General features: G+C 63.4%; 11 protein-coding genes. 3 read left to right on the top strand and 8 right to left on the bottom strand.

Annotated elements, in window-relative coordinates; all coding sequences use genetic code 11:
* Positions 1 to 15: 15 nt before the first annotated feature.
* Positions 16 to 1,362: a carbohydrate porin gene (locus DQ397_RS21775; RefSeq protein ID WP_043206487.1), complete on the bottom strand. Its 1,347-nt coding sequence runs from the start codon at positions 1,360 to 1,362 to the stop codon at positions 16 to 18.
* A 295-nt stretch (positions 1,363 to 1,657) separates the two neighbouring features.
* Complete coding sequence (locus DQ397_RS21770) at positions 1,658 to 3,697, bottom strand: TonB-dependent receptor (protein ID WP_043206488.1); 2,040 nt, start codon at positions 3,695 to 3,697, stop codon at positions 1,658 to 1,660.
* A 177-nt stretch (positions 3,698 to 3,874) separates the two neighbouring features.
* On the opposite strand from DQ397_RS21770, the gene DQ397_RS21765 reads away from it, so the two are divergent.
* Together DQ397_RS21765 and DQ397_RS21760 are read left to right on the top strand one after the other, a co-directional pair.
* Positions 3,875 to 4,096 (top strand): VF530 family DNA-binding protein, encoded by a 222-nt coding sequence (locus DQ397_RS21765; RefSeq protein WP_043206489.1) that lies wholly within the window; start codon positions 3,875 to 3,877, stop codon positions 4,094 to 4,096.
* Entirely contained in the window at positions 4,096 to 4,737 is a 642-nt protein-coding gene (locus DQ397_RS21760; RefSeq protein WP_043206490.1) for a Pr6Pr family membrane protein, read from the top strand. Before DQ397_RS21765 ends, DQ397_RS21760 begins: the two co-directional genes overlap by 1 nt.
* 150 nt (positions 4,738 to 4,887) lie before the next feature.
* On the opposite strand, the gene DQ397_RS21755 is transcribed toward DQ397_RS21760, so the two are convergent.
* From DQ397_RS21755 to DQ397_RS21745, 3 genes are all read right to left on the bottom strand, one after another.
* A complete protein-coding gene (locus tag DQ397_RS21755) occupies positions 4,888 to 5,649 on the bottom strand; it encodes a siderophore-interacting protein (RefSeq protein WP_043206491.1) in 762 nt (253 codons plus the stop codon).
* The gene (locus tag DQ397_RS21750) at positions 5,646 to 6,188 is read right to left on the bottom strand and encodes a PadR family transcriptional regulator (protein ID WP_043206492.1); all 543 of its coding nucleotides are present in this window, start codon (positions 6,186 to 6,188) and stop codon (positions 5,646 to 5,648) included. The genes DQ397_RS21755 and DQ397_RS21750 overlap by 4 nt, the downstream gene beginning before the upstream one ends.
* 113 nt (positions 6,189 to 6,301) lie before the next feature.
* Positions 6,302 to 9,424: a biosynthetic peptidoglycan transglycosylase gene (locus tag DQ397_RS21745; RefSeq protein ID WP_043206493.1), complete on the bottom strand. Its 3,123-nt coding sequence runs from the start codon at positions 9,422 to 9,424 to the stop codon at positions 6,302 to 6,304.
* A gap of 418 nt (positions 9,425 to 9,842) precedes the next feature.
* Between DQ397_RS21745 and DQ397_RS21740 the strand changes: the two genes are divergently transcribed.
* Entirely contained in the window at positions 9,843 to 11,261 is a 1,419-nt protein-coding gene (locus DQ397_RS21740; RefSeq protein ID WP_043206494.1) for an amino acid permease, read from the top strand.
* 52 nt (positions 11,262 to 11,313) lie between these two features.
* Here the strand turns inward: DQ397_RS21740 and DQ397_RS21735 are convergent, their stop codons facing one another.
* The 3 genes from DQ397_RS21735 to DQ397_RS21725 all read right to left on the bottom strand — a co-directional run bounded on the left by DQ397_RS21735 (position 11,314) and on the right by DQ397_RS21725 (position 18,139).
* Entirely contained in the window at positions 11,314 to 11,901 is a 588-nt protein-coding gene (locus tag DQ397_RS21735; RefSeq protein WP_197971511.1) for a YkgB family protein, read from the bottom strand.
* 113 nt (positions 11,902 to 12,014) lie between these two features.
* Entirely contained in the window at positions 12,015 to 13,634 is a 1,620-nt protein-coding gene (locus DQ397_RS21730) for an FMN-binding glutamate synthase family protein (protein WP_043206495.1), read from the bottom strand.
* Positions 13,635 to 13,852: 218 nt separating this feature from the next.
* Positions 13,853 to 18,139 carry a DNA glycosylase AlkZ-like family protein gene (locus tag DQ397_RS21725; RefSeq protein ID WP_043206496.1) on the bottom strand — a complete coding sequence of 1,429 codons (4,287 nt, stop codon included), beginning with the start codon at positions 18,137 to 18,139 and terminating at the stop codon, positions 13,853 to 13,855.

The following is an 18,139-nucleotide window of genomic DNA, read 5'->3' as shown; positions in this document are numbered from 1 at the left end:
GGTCGAAGGGGTGGGTTAGAAACTGCTCTGAATTTTCAGGCCGCCGATCAGGGCGGCGTCGACCTGCGACACACCGCCTGGATGGCGGATGTATTGCAGGTTGGGTCGTACGGTGAGCCAATCGGCCAGGTGAATGCCGTAGTAGAGCTCGGCGCTGTATTCGGTGTCCTGGACGGGCAGGTAGCCAGGGTTGTCGTAATCGTCCAGGCCGGCGGCCTGGTTGATGAGGCGGGCATTCTTGCGATAGCCGGGATTGACGTGCACGCGGGCGAGGGCGAAACCGATGTCGTCCTTGGCGCGGGCATCGAAGGGCCCTTTGTACACCACACCTGCCTGAACATAGTTGTCGATGGCATTGGTCTTCTTGTCGTGCATCGTGGCATTGGCGAACAGGCTCAAGCCGCGGGAGTGGTCCGAGGCCAGCGACGTCACTTGCTGCTGGGCTCCGAGCCAGAAGCCATGCTTGCTCGAGCTGCTGCGATAGGCCTGGCCGCTCAAGGCAGCCGGCTGGCCGTTGCTGTCCTTCAGAACATCCTGTGCCTTGGCATTACTGTAGTAGTAGCCAGCGCGATATTCCCCTTCAAAGCCATTGACCCGCGGGCTCCACACCAGTTCGATCGGCATGACCGCGCCCTGGGTACCGCTGCCGCTGAGCTTGAAGCCGTTACCGCTTTCAAGGTTCGAGGGGTTCTGTTCGAAGACGCCGACCTGGGCGTACAGCGAGTCGTTGAGGTTGTAGCGAACGCGCAGGGCCCACTGGCTGACGGGCCAGTTGTACCAGATGCCACCCACCCAGTTGCCCACCTGGGAGCCGCAGAAGGCCAGGTTCTGGAAGTCGCAAGGGAAGCTGTTGAAGTCCTCGCCTTCACCGAAGCGCCCGAATTTCACATCCAGGGCGCCATCGAAGTACTTCTGCTTGATCCACATCTGCGTCAGCCGCCAGGTCTGGCCGCGGCCCCAGACTTCCTGGGCCGAGGTGAAGCCGCCGACCCGGGGGTCGTTGATCCGGTCGTTGCTGATGTTCTGGCCATGGCGTTCGGTGATCGCCAGCTTGAACTCGGCATCCTGCCAGCCAAGGATCTTTTCCAGATCAAGGTGGCTGGCGAAGGTGAACTGGTCGCTGTAGCGCGCGGTACGGTCGTGGTCATAGCCGCCGTGCAGGTTGCTGCCCATCTCGCCGGTGTAGCCGAGGGTGAAGTCGTAGCCTTTTTCCAGCAATTCGGTGCGGGTGCCACCCCAGTCGCCAAGCATCCACGGGGAGTCGCTGGCGAACAGCTCATGGGCTGCGCTGGTGGACGACAACCCGCCCAGAACAGTGGCGAGGGCGAAGCTGGAAAAACGGGTTTTGGGCAGTTGGAGCATGAGATAGCGCTATCTTTTGATTATTGAAAAAACGGCAAGCGCATCGAAGGGCGGGCCCTTCAATGGAGATGGCTGCAAGGTTCGTGGATGAAGCGTTTCAGCGTGCGGCGTGGAGGATATAGGGGAAGTTGTAAGAAAAAAAGACAAATTGTCGCAGCGGATTGTTGCTCAGAGAGTAATAGTTGGGGCAGTTGGGCAGCCTTTTGTAGGCTTCGCCAGCTCCCGCGCCACCGAGGGAACTGGCTTGTCCTGGCTCCGGACCATCGCGATTGGGCCCATGGCGCCGCCAGAATGCTTAGAACGAGGTGCGCAATCCCACCTGTACACTGCGTCCAGGCGCTGGTGCGATGTCTCGCAGGATCGAACTGGCATAGCGCACGGTCTGGTCGTTCAGGTTTTCTCCGCGCACGAATACCAGCCAGTCGCTCTGAGCGATATCGAAGCGGTAGCCCAGACTGGCGCCGAGGGTGGTGTAGCCGTCGGTACTGGTCTCGTTGGCGGGTTTGCGGTGCTGCGAGGCCGCGTGCTGCACGTCGACCCGCGCTTGCCAGCGATCCCGTTCCCAGAGCAAACCGCTGTTCAGGCGTAGCGGCGCGATACGCGGCAGAGGCTCACCGCTGTCAAGGTTCTTGGCGCGGGTGTAATCGCCTGAGAGCTCCAGTGCGAAGCTGCCGTAGCGGTTTTCGGCCAACTGCCAGCGGTCTTGGGCTTCGATGCCATAGAACCGGGCGCGCACGCCTTGGTACAGGTATTCGGGCAGTTCGCCATGGTCGTGATCGTGATCGTGATCATCATGATCGTGGTGGTGGCCTTCGCGCAGGTTGCCGGTGCCGATCAGGCCGATGTAGTTGCGAAAATGGCTGTAGAACACGCCCACGCTGCCCTTGTGGGTGCCATTGTCGAAGCGCAGGGCCAGGTCGGTGGAAACGGCTTTTTCCTTGTTCAGGTTCGGGTCGCCCACTTCGAAGGCGCCCGTGGCTACGTGTGCGCCGTTGGCGTACAACTCGTAGAAGGTCGGGGCGCGCTCGGTGTAGGCGAGGTTCGCGGCCAGCGACCAGACCGGGTCGAGTTGGTACACCGCGCCGGACGAGAGACTTGCGGAAGTGAAGCTTTCCGAGTTGTCGGCACTGGCAAAGGTGGCGTTGCCCTTGGCATCCGGATCGATGCGGGTGTGTTCCAGACGCGCGCCGAGGCTCAGGTTCAAGCGCTCGCTGGTCTGCCATTGTTCGAGCATGAACAGCGCCAGGCTGTCAGTGTCGGTGTGGGGAACGAACGCTTCTTCGCCCAGGGCGGAGAATTCGTTGCGGCTGATTTGCGCGCCCAGGACGCCCTCGACGGGGCCGAAGGGCTGGTGGCGTGCTTCGACCCGCGCCTCGTAGCCTTTGTTCTTGAACGTGGTGTGAACTTCGCCGCTTTCGATCTCGCGGTGCTGGTAATCGGTGTAGCCCGCATCGACTTTGATCGAGCTGAACGGGCCTTCGAGGTCGCGCAGCTCGCTGGCAAAACCATAGTGATCTTGCTGCATGTCCAGGCGGACCCCGGGCTCTGCGACCGAGCCGTAGTTACTGTCGTAGCGACTGTAAGAAAGGCCGGTGTAGCCGTGGTCCCAATGGTACGCACCGCCGATGGCGCCGCCATCCTGGCGTCCGTCGCTATTTTCCAGTCGATGACGGCTGCCGGGCTCATCGCTGTCGCGCACTTTCGAGCTGCGGGCATAGCCTGGGATACGCAGGTCGTTGAACTGGCGGCTGTTGGCGTCCAGGTGCAAGGCGAAAGCCCCATTGCCGGCCTCCAGCTTGCCGGCTCTGCTGCGGGTGGTGTCGGCGCCGCCGTAGCGCAGCTCGCCGGCGCCGTGGATCCCCTCGATGGGCGAGTCGGGAATGCGGTTGTCGAAGGTGTTGACCACACCGCCGATGGCATTGCCGCCATAGAGCAGGGCGGCCGGGCCGCGGACGATTTCGATGCGTTCGACGTTGACCGGATCCAGCGGGACGGCGTGGTCATAGGACAGCGATGAAGCATCCAGTGCGCCCACGCCGTTGCGCAGGATGCGGATCCGGTCGCCATCCAGGCCGCGGATCACCGGGCGACTAGCGCCGGGGCCGAACCAGGTCGAAGCGACGCCGGGCTGTTTGTTGAGGGTCTCGCCCAAGCTGCCTTGCTGTTGATGCAGCAGGTCGTCGCCTTGTAGCACCGTGTTGGGGGCGGCGAATTGGCGATTGCCCAAGGGGTTGGCGGTGATGACCTGAGGTTCTAGTTCCACGGCCTGGCTGGGCATGGAGGCCAGCCAGAGGGCGACAGCGAGGGGGGAGAGGCGCAGAGACATGTGACGCATGGGGGTGTGACGTTCCTTGGCAGAGAGCTTTATTGTTACAATATAACATCTCTATTGCAGCACAAGGGTTCACGCTTTGGCCAGTGCTTCGTGCAAATGCGACTCGCAACGCCGAATCAGCGCCGCCTGTCACTACACTCGTGTAAGGTGCGCATCTTTACCCGCGGGAGCACAGGCATGAGCACGGCCCAACACAACGCGCTGCACGGCAAGACGCTGGAGCAGATCCTCACCGAGCTGGTGGCCCACTACCAATGGCAAGGCCTGGCCGAGCGCATCGACATTCGTTGCTTCAAGAGCAACCCGACCATCAAGTCGAGCCTGACCTTCCTGCGCAAGACGCCCTGGGCGCGGGAGAAGGTCGAGCAGCTCTACGTGAAACTCCAGCGGGCTGGCTGATGCCGCGTCATCCCTGGCTGACTTTCGCCGCGTGGCTCGGCTGGACGGGCCTGGCGATACAGGTCTACCTGGTGCTGTGGGCCCGCTGGGAGGAGCAGGCTAGCCTGATCGGCGGTCTGGTGAATGTGTTTGGTTACTTCACGGTGCTGACCAATACCCTGGTCGCGACAGTGCTTAGCTATGCGGCGTTTGGCCGGGCGTCGAGTGCGCAGCGGTTCTTCCTTTCGCCCGTGGTGGGTTCCGGCATCACCGCGAGCATCGTGCTGGTCGCGCTCGCCTATAGCGTGCTGCTGCGCCATCTGTGGCAACCCCAGGGCTGGCAATGGGTGGCCGATGAATTGCTGCACGATGTGATGCCGCTGGTATGCGTGCTGTATTGGTGGCGTGAGGTGCCCAAGGGCAGCTTGCGGCTGTGGCACTTGGCGGCGTGGACCCTGTACCCGGCAATGTATTTTGCCTATGCCTTGTGGCGGGGGCGGGAAATCGGCGTTTATGCGTACCCGTTCATCGATGTCGCGACTCTTGGCTATGGGCAGGTGCTGCTCAATGCCTTGGGCGTGCTTGTGGGATTCTGGGGGATCGGGTTGGTGTTGGTCGGGGTGGATCGCTGGCGGGGGCGTCGGTTGACGCAGGCCTATTGAGGCAGTGTCGGCCCGTTCGCGCGTAACCCTGCTCCCACAGGTACAGCGGTGGTCCCTATAGCACCGAAGTACCTGCGCAACCGGGTTTACCTGCGAAGAGGACGCTACAGAGCAAGCCAGTTGTACCTGCAATGCATGAGCTGCAGAACATCATTCGTCATCGACACTGCCGTCCTGGCGCCAGTAGGCCGCAGCTTTCAGCGCATCGTCCTTCACACCTTTTTCCAGCAGCAATGCCTTGGCCTGGCGGGTCAGGGTCTTTTCCAACGCAACCCAGGCGTACAGCGCACCGGGCGGCAGCGCCAGTTGCTCGAGCATGGCCAACAGGTCGTCCTGGTGGCGATGCACCCAGATCACCTCGACGTGCGCCTTGCTCGGCAATGGCTGCTGCTCCTGCTCGTCTTCGATCTGGATCAGCGCCAGCACCCGGCGGCCAGCAGGCAATTCTTCGAGACGTCGACCGATGGCGGGGATCGCGGTTTCGTCGCCAATCAGCAGGTAGCTGTCGAATAGGTCCGGCACCACCATCGAGGCGCGTGGGCCGGCGATGTCCAGGGTTTGGCCCGGTGCAGCCTGCGCCGCCCAGGTGGACGCTGGGCCATCGCCGTGCAGCACGAAATCGATATCCAATTCATTGGCCACCAGGTCGATGCGTCGGGGCGTGTACTCGCGCATGGTCGGACGAGCGCCACCATCGCGACCGAGATTGCGGGCGTCGATGGCCTGTTGCTCTTCGGGGGAGAGGGCGAACAGCAGCTTGATGTGATCATCGCTGCCCATGCTGGTGAAGCCTTGCAGTTCTGGGCCGCCCAAGGTGATGCGGCGCATGCGCGGGGTCAGGTCGGTGACCCGCAGCACCTGCAGGCGGCGTTGGCGGATCTCATGGTTGACGCGATGGATGGTATCGCTCATGGGGTGTTCTCCGTAACAGCCTCGGTGGGGCCTGAGGCGATGGCCTTGGCAGTGTCGTTGAGCAGGGTGCGTACCCGCTCGATCTCCTCGAGCGTCCAGCGACCGCTATGCATGTGCAGGGCGTGACGCAGGTTACCGACTGCTTCGTGGATCTCTGGCGGGCGATCGTGCCCACGCAGGGCGCGTTTGCTGACTTCGATGCGCATACGCACGCCATCGAGTGCCACCGCCTGCTCGGCCAAGGCCTCACGCCCCGCTTCGGTGATGACGTAGAGGCGCTTGCTGCCCTGGACCTGGCCGGTGATCAGCTCGGCTTCTTCGAGAAAATTCAGGGTCGGGTAGATGACCCCCGGGCTTGGGGTATAGCTGCCGTCGAACAGGCTTTCGATCTGGCGGATCAGGTCATAACCGTGACCGGGCTGCTCGGCCAGCATCGACAGCATCAACAGCTTCAGATCGCCAGGGGCGAAGACCCGCGGGCCACGCTCGCCCCGGGCGGGGCGGCGTTCGAAGGGGTCGTGTGGGACGTGGTCGCGCATGGAGAGTCGGCTCCGTGTGTTTCGATATATCGAAAGATATTACTCAAGATATATCTAAACACAAGCGCCAAAATGCGGATGATTCTTATCTGTATTTTCGATGAGTCGTTGCATCACGGCGTATGCATCGCCACCTCCGGGGCCTTGCATTCGGTGGCGCTGCCCGGCTCCAGATACGGCATGAGAATCGGCGCCATCCCCTTGAGCACCTGCACCGGCAAGGCCGAGGTAAACGTGAACGCCTCGGCCGAACGCCCCGGGACGAAGGCGGTCAGGGTGCCGAAGTGGTTCTCGCCGAGGAAGAACACGAACGTGGCGGTACGGTTGAGCGAGCGCGAACCGATCAGGCGGCCCCCAGCACCGAAGCTTTCGATGCGGTTGTCGCCGGTGCCGGTCTTGCCGCCCATCACCAGCGACGTGCCGTCATGCAGCTTGAAGCTGCCGGAGATCCGCCGCGCTGTGCCGGCATCCACCACCTGCGACATCGCGCCCTTCAGGGCCCTGGCCACTTCCACCGGAAGGATCCGCTGGCCGCGGTCCGGGTCGCTGATCAGCTTGGTTTCGTAGGGGGTGTTGGCGGCAAAGTGCAGGGTGTCGATGCGCAAGGTCGGCAGGCGAACGCCGTCGTTCTGGATGATTCCGACCAGCTCGGAGAGTGCGGCCGGGCGATCACCGGAACTGCCAATGGCGGTGGCCAGCGACGGCACCAGATGATCGAACGGATAGCCCACGCGCTTCCAGCGTTGGTGAATATCCAGGAAGGCTTCGATCTCGACCATGGTCCGGATGCGGCTGTCGCGGGCGCCCTGATGGCGGCTCTTGAACAGCCAGCTGTAGACCTCCTGGCGCTCGAATCGGCTGGCGTTGACCATCTCGGTGAGCGAGGCACCGGGGTTCTTGAGCAGATAGCCCAGCAGCCACAGGTCCAACGGGTGCACTTTGGCGATGTAGCCCTGATCGGGCAGGTCGTACTTGCCGGGCCCATAGGCCTCGTACATCTCCGACAGACGACCATCGGTGAGCTTGGCCAGGGCCTTCTTGTCGTTGGCGCTATGGGCGCGGACGAAGGCGTTGAAGGTTTCCTGTCCGGCCTCCGGGAACAGGTAGCGGTGCACGGCGGCCAGGCGCTGCGGGGTGACGCGCATGCTGTCGAGGAAGGTGTCCAGGCGCTGCTGGGAGGTCTTGCGCTGGTACTTTTTCCAGAACCGCATCAGGTAGTTGGTGCCTTCTTTGTCGGCAAAACGCGCCAGGTATTCCTGGCGCCGTGGGTCGGAATCGTCCTTGAGCAGCGGCTCGCGGTTGAACGGCTGCTGATAGGTGACATAGCGCACCAAGTCGCGCATCAGGCGGATGAACGGCAGGTTGATCGACTCGCGCAGGGCGATCTTGAGGGTCGGGTTTCGGCTGTTGTCTTCCTTGCGGAAGTTGTTGAACACGTGCATGCCGCCGCCGGTGAAGAAGGCTTCGCCGGTGTTGGCCGAGTACTTGCGCTCCAGTGCTGCGTCGAGCATGGCATCCAGGCTCTGGTCCTTGGGGTTCTGCATCAGCCATTCGAGCGACCATTGAGTGATGCGGTCGAGCTCGGCCACCGGGACCTTCTTGAGCTCCGCGGCAGGCTTGCCGGCGTACTTGTCGTGGAGTTCGGCGATGATTTCCAAGTAGGTGGTCAGTACCCGCAGCTTGGCTGTGGAGCCCAACTCCAGCTTGCTGCCTTCGTTGATATCGAAGGGCTGGTCGGTGCTGTCGGTCTGCACCCGTACCCGCGAGCCATCGGCGGTGCGCTCGAACAAGGTGAAGCTGTAGCGCACCTGGTCGGTGGTTTTGGTCGTGAGCAGGCGTTCGCCGATCAGGCCCATCTGGGCTGCGAACTCAGGGTCGGAAAGGTTTTTCAGGTACTGGCTGACCTGCATCTGCAAGTCGGCCTGCAAGGTGCTGGTGGCCGAGACGTCGAGACGGTCGAGGTCGTAAAGCGGCCGGTTGAGCATGGCTGCCAGGCGGTTGCGGGCCAGGCTGATACCCTTGTTGGTAATGATCGGCACGATGGTCGGCTGGGCCACCCAGTCGCGGTACACCGCCTTGCTGGCCAAGGCGGCATCGGCCAGGGGACGGTCGATCACACCATTGGCGGCGAGCACGCGAATGTGCGCGTCAGTGAGCTCGGCCAGCTCCACCCGGCCCTTGGTCAGGTAATGGGAGGGCCGGCGCTGGGCGATCATCAACGACAGTACCTGGCGCAAGGCCAGGCCGCGCGCTGTCATGGAGTCCGGGTCGGTGGCGGTACCGGCCAGTGCCTGGTTGACCTGGTCGAAATCGGCGCCATACCAGACCCGCAGCCCTTCGGCCATGCCGTGAACCTCACCGTGGCCCGGCACGGCCGACAGCGGCACGCTGTTGAGGTAGTCGCGCACGATGCGTTCACGCGCCACCGTGGTATCCGGCCCGCCTTGGTAGGCGCGCACGCTGGCGGAAATCATCTGGCGGATCTTCTCGGAGCCGGACACGGTCAAGCCGTCGGGGGAGTGGCGATACTTTTCCAACTGCGTGGCCAAGGTACTGCCGCCAGCCGACTGGCCGGGCAGGGCAAGGTATTTGGCCACCTGGCTGTAGGCGGCCTTGGCAAAGCGCGGCCAGTCCACCGCCGGGTTATTGCGTGGGTCTTGCGGGTCGAGCAGGTCGCGGTTTTCGATGAACAGCAGGCTTTTGACGATGATCGGCGGGATCGAGGCGAAATCCGGGTACAGGTGCTGCGGGTAGTTGTAGTGGTACAGATCCTGGCCGCGGCAGTCGGTAATCGACAGGCCGGCCTGGATCTTCTCCACGTAGGGAACGAACAGGCCGTGCTCGACGTAGTTCATCAGCGCCGGCGAGAAGCGCACTTGCTGGCTGATCAGGTAGTCGCGCTTGAGCAGTCGTGGCAGGAACTCGCCCAGTGCGCTGTAGCCCAGACGCTTGTCGAACGGGCCGTCGCCCGGGTAGATGATCGCATCGCTCGGGCCAGGCTCCAGGGAGTAGGTGAGGGTGCCGGCCAGACGGCTGAATTCCCTGGATTGCAGCTTGGAGGTGCGCATTTCGTCGTAAGCGGCGAAGCCGATGACGATGGCAGCGAGCAGCACGATGAGCACGATGAGCCGCCACCATAGGCGACGCTGGCGGGGAGTCTTTGGTAGTGGCGCTTCAGCCGGAGAGGTTTCGGGTGCTTCCGTTCTGGTTGGTTCCGATTGCCACAGTGCGCCCATAGTCTTCAATCCGGCCAGGTACTTTTCGTCTTGCTTGTCTGAAGCTTAGACGTTAGGCGGGGTTGGTGAAAAAATTGTAAGAAGCCTCGCAAGCTGGAGTCGGAATATCCGCCTTTGGTGCAGCTTCCATTCTGCGGCAATGTTGCTATGGTAGCCGCCCCATTCTCCTCGAGAGGGGGGCGAGAGGGATTTCTCTCTTCCGCGTAAGGGATTTTGGTCCAGAACTCTCTCCAAATTTCCCTGTTTATATAGTGAAAAGCCCTGCGGGCGGATTCCTATACTGCTCGACCCCTTCGTCCGCCGGATTCGGTGGACAGGCGGGCCCACAAGGCTCACTTGGCAAGACGACGCCACGCCCATCGGCATGGCCGGCGCTGCACGAAGGTCATATCCAATAACAAAATGAGGTTGTATTGCTATGCCAGTCGGCAACCACCCTGCCCATGGTGAGACCGCCCAGGGCGGCCCACTCAAGCGCGAGCTGGGCGAACGGCACATCCGTCTGATGGCGCTGGGCGCCTGTATCGGTGTAGGCCTGTTCCTCGGTTCGGCCAAGGCCATCGAAATGGCCGGTCCTGCGATCATGCTTTCCTACATCATCGGTGGCCTGGCCATCCTGGTGATCATGCGCGCGCTCGGCGAAATGGCCGTTCACAACCCTGTCGCCGGCTCCTTCAGCCGCTATGCCCAGGATTACCTCGGCCCGCTGGCGGGCTTCTTGACCGGCTGGAACTACTGGTTCCTGTGGCTGGTAACCTGCGTGGCGGAAATCACGGCCGTGGCCATCTACATGGGCATCTGGTTCCCTGACGTACCCCGCTGGATCTGGGCCTTGGCAGCACTGGGCAGCATGGGAGCGATCAACCTGATCGCGGTCAAGGCGTTCGGCGAGTTCGAGTTCTGGTTTGCCCTGATCAAGATCGTCACGATCATTGCCATGGTCCTGGGCGGCATCGGCATCATCGCCTTCGGTTTCGGCAACGATGGCGTGGCGATGGGCATCTCCAACCTGTGGAGCAACGGTGGCTTCATGCCCAACGGGGTGACCGGCGTGCTGATGTCGCTGCAGATGGTCATGTTCGCCTACCTGGGCGTCGAGATGATCGGCCTGACTGCCGGTGAAGCACGCAACCCGCAAAAGACCATTCCCCAAGCCATCGGCTCGGTGTTCTGGCGCATCCTGCTGTTCTATGTGGGCGCGTTGTTCGTGATCCTGTCGATCTACCCGTGGAACGAAATCGGCAGCCAAGGCAGCCCGTTCGTGATGACCTTCGAGCGTCTGGGCATCAAGACTGCCGCTGGCATCATCAACTTCGTGGTGATCACTGCGGCGTTGTCCTCCTGTAACGGCGGCATCTTCAGCACTGGGCGCATGCTCTACAGCCTGGCGCAAAATGGTCAGGCTCCTGCGGCTTTCGCCCGTACCTCCAAGAGCGGCGTGCCGCGCAATGCGCTGCTGTTGTCGATCGGCGCGTTGCTGCTGGGCGTGCTGGCCAACTACCTGGTACCTGAGAAGGTGTTCGTCTGGGTGACTTCGATCGCCACCTTCGGTGCGATCTGGACCTGGGTGATGATCCTGCTGGCCCAGCTCAAGTTCCGCGCCGGTCTCTCCACCGCTGAGCGTCAGGGTCTGAAGTACCGCATGTGGCTGTGGCCGCTGAGCTCCTACCTGGCCTTGGCCTTCCTGGTGCTGGTGGTCGGCCTGATGGCCTACTTCGAGGACACTCGCGTGGCCCTGTACATCGGCCCGGCGTTCCTGGTGTTGCTGACCGTGCTGTACTACGCGTTCCGCCTGGCTCCGAAAGAGACGCAGGGCGTGACAAGTACCGCCTCCTGACGAACGAAGCCCCGGCCAGCGCCGGGGCTTTGTTTTTCGACTGTGCTGAGCGTCAATGACCTGTGGAACTGACCGTTGCCCTGTTGCTGGCTGGCAAACGCGCACGCCGCTGACGGCGAAGCAGACCTTCTGCCAATACCATCAGGCTCACGCCCAGCAGCGCCAGATCCTTGATCAGAAAGCTGCCGGCGCGGTTGAGCCAAGGGAAACCACCTGACGCGACCTCCCAGATCGGCACGGCAAGCATGATCGACAGCGTCGTGGCGAAGGTGAGCGCGCAAAGCCCTCCACCGGCAATGGCGGCTTTGGTCGACCATCGGCTGGCCAAGACCAGCACGGCGGCCAATATTTCCACTACCCCCAGCAAGTAGGATGTCCCTGCCACGCCAAACACGGCATACAACCAGCTCAGCCAAGGTGTCTGGCTGATGAGCGGTTTGAGGGCTTGTACTTCGATCGATGTGAATTTGAGCAGGCCGATCATCAACATCGGCATGACAACGCCCAGCACGGCGATCTGCCTGGCGAGCGCCAGCAGACGCTGAGACCTGGAGACCGAGCAGGTTTCTGGAAAGTTTGGATTGTTGGTCGACGACATGATGTGCACTCCTGAATGAGAGGCATCGAGCATGTCGGGCATTGATTAACGACTATTTAATGGGGGGGTAGGAGGCGGCTCGGCGCATTGTAGGACATTGCTCTAAATCACCCGATGTGCCTGGCCCAGCGCAGGCACATCAAATGGCAAGGCCTTCAGGCGGCGACCTCGGTGTGCGGCTCGAAACTGTCTGCCCGGGCCATCTGCCACATGCGCGAATAGAACTGCCCGTTCACCTCGCCGGTGAGCAATTCGCCCGGCTTGAGGAACACATGCATCTGCGAGAACAGTTTGATTTCGGTGGCGGAGATGCGCCGAACCAAGTGCTTGGCCTCCAGCTGCGCCGGATGCTCCAGGCCTGCCGCAGCCAGCATTTCGGCCAACGCGCGCAGCGTGTTGTGGTGGAAGTTGAGTACCCGCTGGGCTTTGTCCGGCACTACCAGGGCACGCTGACGCAGGGCATCCTGGGTGGCCACACCGGTGGGGCATTTGTTGGTGTGGCAGCTCTGGGACTGGATGCAGCCAATGGCGAACATGAAACCTCGGGCCGCATTGGCCCAGTCGGCGCCGATGGCCAGCACGCTGGCGATGTCGAAGGCGCTGACGATCTTGCCGCTGGCGCCGAGCTTGATCTTGTCGCGCAGGTTCAGTCCCACCAACGTGTTGTGCACGAACAGCAAGCCCTCGCGCAGCGGCACGCCCATATGGTCGGTGAACTCCACAGGTGCAGCACCTGTGCCGCCTTCCTTGCCGTCGACGACGATGAAGTCCGGCAGGATGCCGGTCTCGAGCATGGCCTTGGCGATGCCCATGAACTCCCAAGGGTGGCCCAGGCAGAACTTGAAGCCCACCGGCTTGCCGCCGGACAGCTCACGTAAGCGGGCGATGAACTGCATCATCTCGATGGGCGTGGAGAAGGCGCTGTGGCGTGAAGGCGAGATGCAGTCCTCACCCATCAGGACGCCGCGGGTCGCAGCAATCTCTTCGGTGACCTTGTGCTTGGGCAGGATGCCGCCATGGCCGGGCTTGGCGCCCTGGCTCATCTTGATCTCGATCATGCGCACTTGCGGGTTGCGCGCCTGCTCGGCGAAACGTTCGGGGTCGAAGCGTCCGTCCGGGGTGCGGCAACCGAAGTAGCCTGAGCCCAGCTCCCAGACCAGGTCGCCGCCATTTTCGCGGTGGTAAGGGCTGATGCTGCCTTCGCCGGTGTCGTGGGCGAAGTTGCCCAGCTTGGCGCCCTGATTCAGGGCGCGGATGGCGTTGGCGCTGAGCGAGCCGAAGCTCATGGCCGAGATATTGAAGATGGATGCCGAGTACGGCTGGCTGCACTGCGGGCCGCCGACCACCACGCGAAAGCTCGATGGGTCCGCCAAGGGCGCCGGGCGCATGGAATGGCCGATGAATTCGAAGCCCGATTCATAGACGTCGATCAGCGTACCGAAGGGTTTGTCGGACGCTTCGTTCTTGGCGCGGGCGTAGACCAGCGAGCGCTGGGCCCGGGAGAAGGGCAGGGCATCGCTGTCGGCTTCTAGCAGGTACTGGCGGATTTCCGGGCGAATGGCCTCGACCAAGTAGCGGATGTTGCCAAGGATCGGGTAGTTGCGCCGCACCGCGTGGCGCTGCTGCAGCAGGTCGAACAGGCCGATCAGGCTGAGCACGCCGGTGGTCAGGGTGAAGGGCCACAACCATTCGTGGTGCAGGAAGGGCAGGCTGGCCAAGGTGAACAGCACACAGGCGGCGAAAAAGGCATAGCGGCTGAGAAGTGACAGGCTCATACGGGGTCCTTGCGATGGCTCGGTCAGGCTCAGGGGCCTGGGTCAAACCCCGACCTTAGCCCCATTGCGTGGCGTATTGCCAGTCGATGGCCCGCTGTACACATGAAAGATTGGTCATGCTCAAGGGCCACTGCACGACCCTGCGCAGGCTTGGCCAGTTCTCACAAGGCTTTGTGGCATGCAATCGGCAGATGCCTGCGAAAGGGTGCGAAGCGGCTTCAGGGCCTGTCACGCAACAACTGCTGTCGCCAGCTCTCATGTTCTGTGGTCGGCGCTTCCAGCAGGAACTCATAACGCCCCGCCACCCGGGTCGCCACCGGCACGCCATCGCGGTACAGCAGCCGATTGCCACCCGCCGCGGCCACTTTGTTTCCTGGCAGCAACGTTCCCAGCAGGTTCAGCGGGTCGCAGGCGCTGACCATCACCCGCTCGCCTTGTGGCGTGCGCTTTCGTACCTGGCGCAGCAAACCGACCGCCTCGGGCAGGGCGAATTGCTCTCCGGCCAGCCCGGCGATGAAGCGTCCACCGCGGATCTCCCCGCGTGCCTCCAGGCGATGATAGCAACGCAGCAAATCACGCCAGGGCGGTAGCACGTCGCTTTCACGTTCCAGCAATCGCCAACAGATCACCCCGTATCGGCGCAGTAGCGTACGGGCGATGTGTTCCAGGCGCTGCTCTGGTTCCTGCGTCTGGCTGCTTCGGCGCAGCAGTGCCCAGCGCCCGGCGTGGGCCATGCTGCTCGAAAGCGGCGGATGGCCGCGGCGACTGTTGCGTGAACTGCGCTTGGCTGCGGGAGCGATCAGGCTGCGCAGGCCGGTGAAGCTGTCCGCACTGATCAGGCCTGCGCCCACCAATTGCTGCAGGGCTGTTTCGAGTTCGCTGGGTAGCAGATGCGTTTCTTGAGCCAGCTCATCGAAGAACAAAGCACCTTGTTCTTGGAGTGTCTGATACACACGTTGTGCCCTGGGGCTGAGTGTGTCGGGCGCCGGAGCGGGGGCCAGGCTGCGCCATAGACCGAGGTGCTCGCGGGGCAACAGTACTAGCGGTGTGCTCGACAGCGTGCTGGCGGAGACGGTCGATGCCAGTCGGCTCCAGGCCCACTGGCCGCTGCGACAGGCATCGTCTAGCCAGTGCGGGCTGTAGTCCTTGATGCGGGCAGGCAGCAGCTCCGCCTCCCAGGCTCCGGCCGCACTCGGAAAACCTTGCAGTTGATCGAGCACCAAGGCCACTGCCTGCGGGCCTTGCACGCGCTCGCTGGTCGTCACGTGCTGCCAGTCGAACAGAAAGCGCATGAAATCTTGCAGGGTGACCGGCTCGATCTCCCGGCGCAGGCGCTTGACCGTGTAGCGATGGATACGCGCGAGCAGATGCCGCTCGCACCACTGCTGGGTGTGCTGGCCAGGGCTGAAATGCCCGCGCAGTACGTAGCCTTCGACCTCCAGGCGGGCAAGGGCCTGTTCGATATCGCTGCTGGGCAGGCCCAGGGGCGCGGCGATTTGCGCCACGGTCAATGGGCCAAAACCGCTCAGACGCGAGCGCAGCAGTTCGGTCAGCGCGCTGTCTGGCTCGATCGGGTGGTCGAAGCCTGGCAACAGCTCGAATGCGGGCTCCAGGTGGGCGTGCGGATAACACGCCAGCACCAGGTTCTGGCGTTCGCGGGCAAGCCACAGGTTGTGCTCGCCGTGGTGCAGTCGGCAGGCGCGACCGGCGTCTGCCAATTGTCCAAGAAGGTCAGCCCACGATGCGTTGGCCTGCACCTCGGCCTGGCTGATGGCACCCAGGCTCATCAAGGCTTCGTGCATTTCGTCGGCATTGCTCGGTTGCGGCCAGGCTTCGGCCTGCACGGCGGCGATGGCGTCGATGTCCAGCGCACCCAGATCGTCGCTGCCCTGGACTTCGTTCCAGCGGCGGTTGAGCACCGCCTGGGTGCGGCGCTCCTCCAGAGGCGCATCGTCCAAGAAGGTGTAAGGCCGGGCATTGAGGATGGCCGAGGCCAGCGGTGATGGCGCGGGCAGATCGCGGGCAAGCAGGCGTATCTGCCCGCTTTCCATGCGCCGCAGCAGGGCCAGCCAGCCCTCGCTGTCCATGGCTTCGTGCAGGCAGTCGTCCAAGGTCTGCTGCACCAGCGGGTGGTCGGGGATCTGCCGCTCGCCCGCGATGTTTTCGAGGCATGCAATCTGGTCGGGGAACACGGCGGCGATCAGGTCTTCGCTTTTCATCCGCTGGATCTGCGGCGCCACCTTGCGTCCACCGACATAGCGTGGCAAGGCCAGGGCCACGCCAGCGTTCCAGCGCCAGCGCACGCCGAACAGCGGTGCGTCGAGCAAGGCCTGGATCAGGATCGGCTCGGCGCTTGTGCTGGACAGATACCGCCAGACATCGTCCAGCGCGAAGCTATGGCTGGTCGACAGCGACAGCACGATGGCGTCTTCACTGGCCGCGGCCTGCAGTTCGAAGTTGAACGTGCGGCAGAAGCGCTTGCGCAGGGCCAGGCCCCATGCCCGGTTGATACGGCTGCCGTAGGGCGAATGGATGATCAGTTGGGTGCCGCCGGATTCGTCGAAGAAACGCTCCATGACTAGGGTTTGCTGGGAAGGCAGGGCGCCAAACACCTGCCAGGTGCGGCCGAGGTAGTCGAGCAGTTGGCTGGCGCAGGCTTCGTCCAGCGCTAAGGCGTCCTGGAGCCAGGCCAACACCGGGGCAAAGTCGCCGCCGCTGGCCTGCAGGCGTTCATCGATTCGCGCCTGCAGACGGGCAACGGCAGCGGACAGCTCATCGCTGCGCCCCGGTGCTTCACCGAGCCAGAATGGAATGGTCGGGGGCAGGCCGTGGGCGTCTTCGACCCGTACCCGACCAGGCTCGACCCGCAAGATGCGATAGGACGCGTTGCCTAGCTGGAAGATGTCGCCGGCGATGCTTTCCACCGCGAAGTCTTCATTGACGCTGCCGATGTTAAGCGACTGCGGCTCGAGCAACACCGAGTAGTCGGCGGTGTCCGGAATGGTCCCGCCACTGGTCAGGGCGGTCAGCTGGCTGCCCCGGCGTCCGCGCAAGGTGGCGCTGACCGCATCGCGGTGCAGGTAGGCACTGCGTATACCCTGGCGTCCGTTGTAGCCCTCGGCGAGCATGCGCAGCAATGCCTGGTAATGGTCCTGGTCCAGGGCGCTGTAAGGCGTGGCCTGGCGCAGGCAGTCGTAAAGCGCCAGTTCCGACCAAGGCTGGTTGGCCACTTCAGCGACGATCTGCTGGGCCAATACGTCCAGCGGCGCCTTGGGAATGTGCAGCTCATCGAGCTCGCCGTGATGAATGCTGTCGAGCAAGGCCACGCATTCGATCAGATCGTCTCGCGAGGTCGGGAACAGCCGCCCCTTGGGCACCCCTTCCACCTGGTGGCCGGAGCGCCCGACCCGTTGCAGGAAGGCTGAAATCGAGCCGGGCGAGGCGATCTGGCATACCAGCTCAACCTCGCCGATGTCGATGCCCAGCTCCAGCGAGGCGGTGGCCACCAGCACCTGCAGCTCGCCCGCCTTCAGACGCTGTTCGGCGGCGAGGCGGTACTCCTTGGCCAGGCTACCGTGGTGCGCGGCCACTGCAGTCTGACCCAGGCGTTCGCCCAGGTGACGGGTCAAGCGTTCGGCCAGGCGCCGGGTGTTGACGAAGACCAACGTGGTGCGGTGTTCGCGGGCGAGCGTGGCGATGCGGTCATAGACCAAGTCCCACACATCGGTGGCCATCACTGCCCCCAGCGGGACCGGTGGCACTTCTATGGCAAGGTCGCGGCGGCGGGCATGGCCGACGTCGACGATAGCGCACGGGCGCTGGTGACCGACCAGAAACTGCGCCACCCGCTCCACGGGACGCTGCGTAGCGGACAGGCCGATGCGCCGCAGGGGGCGTCCACACAGCGCTTGCAGGCGCTCCAGGGTCAAGGCCAGATGGCAGCCGCGCTTGTTGCCGGCCAAGGCGTGGATCTCGTCGACGATGACCGTGTGCACGCTGGCCAGGCCCTCGCGGCCAGAGGCCGAGCCCAGCAGCACGTAGAGTGACTCGGGGGTGGTCACCAGGATGTGCGGCGCCTGCTTGCGCATGGCGGCGCGTTCCTTTTGCGGGGTGTCGCCGGTACGCACTTGGGTGGTGATGCGTGGCGCCTGTAGGCCTTGGTCCTGCAAAGCCTGGCTGATGCCCGCCAGCGGTACGTCCAGGTTGAGACGGATGTCGTTGGACAGCGCCTTGAGCGGCGATACATAGACCACCTGGGTCTGCGCGGGCAGTTCACCGCCCTGTGCCAGGCCCTGGCAAAACAGCTCATCGAGCACGGCAAGGAAGGCGCTCAACGTCTTGCCCGAGCCGGTAGGGGCGGCGAGCAGCATCGACTGGCCGCCGTGGATCAGCGGCCAGGCTCGGGCCTGGGCGTCGGTCACGGTGGCGAAGTGTTGCCGGAACCAAGTGCCGACGGCGGGGTGGAACAGGTCGAGCACCGGATGGTGCTGGGCGGGAAGGTTCAT

It is taken from the genome of Pseudomonas sp. CK-NBRI-02 (assembly GCF_008124495.1).
GTDB classification, from domain to species: Bacteria; Pseudomonadota; Gammaproteobacteria; order Pseudomonadales; family Pseudomonadaceae; genus Aquipseudomonas; species Aquipseudomonas guariconensis.
The sequence above is the reverse complement of the archived record's forward strand: the minus strand, read 5'-3'. Positions and strand labels throughout refer to the sequence as shown.

Coding starts and splice junctions, on each gene's coding strand:
- DQ397_RS21750 (WP_043206492.1), bottom strand. CDS start 6,188: ATGCGCGACCACGTCCCACACGACCCCTTCGAACGCCGCCCCGCCCGG.
- DQ397_RS21775 (WP_043206487.1), bottom strand. CDS start 1,362: ATGCTCCAACTGCCCAAAACCCGTTTTTCCAGCTTCGCCCTCGCCACT.
- DQ397_RS21760 (WP_043206490.1), top strand. CDS start 4,096: ATGCCGCGTCATCCCTGGCTGACTTTCGCCGCGTGGCTCGGCTGGACG.
- DQ397_RS21745 (WP_043206493.1), bottom strand. CDS start 9,424: ATGGGCGCACTGTGGCAATCGGAACCAACCAGAACGGAAGCACCCGAA.
- DQ397_RS21765 (WP_043206489.1), top strand. CDS start 3,875: ATGAGCACGGCCCAACACAACGCGCTGCACGGCAAGACGCTGGAGCAG.
- DQ397_RS21725 (WP_043206496.1), bottom strand. CDS start 18,139: ATGAACCTTCCCGCCCAGCACCATCCGGTGCTCGACCTGTTCCACCCC.
- DQ397_RS21740 (WP_043206494.1), top strand. CDS start 9,843: ATGCCAGTCGGCAACCACCCTGCCCATGGTGAGACCGCCCAGGGCGGC.
- DQ397_RS21755 (WP_043206491.1), bottom strand. CDS start 5,649: ATGAGCGATACCATCCATCGCGTCAACCATGAGATCCGCCAACGCCGC.
- DQ397_RS21735 (WP_197971511.1), bottom strand. CDS start 11,901: ATGCCCGACATGCTCGATGCCTCTCATTCAGGAGTGCACATCATGTCG.
- DQ397_RS21770 (WP_043206488.1), bottom strand. CDS start 3,697: ATGCGTCACATGTCTCTGCGCCTCTCCCCCCTCGCTGTCGCCCTCTGG.
- DQ397_RS21730 (WP_043206495.1), bottom strand. CDS start 13,634: ATGAGCCTGTCACTTCTCAGCCGCTATGCCTTTTTCGCCGCCTGTGTG.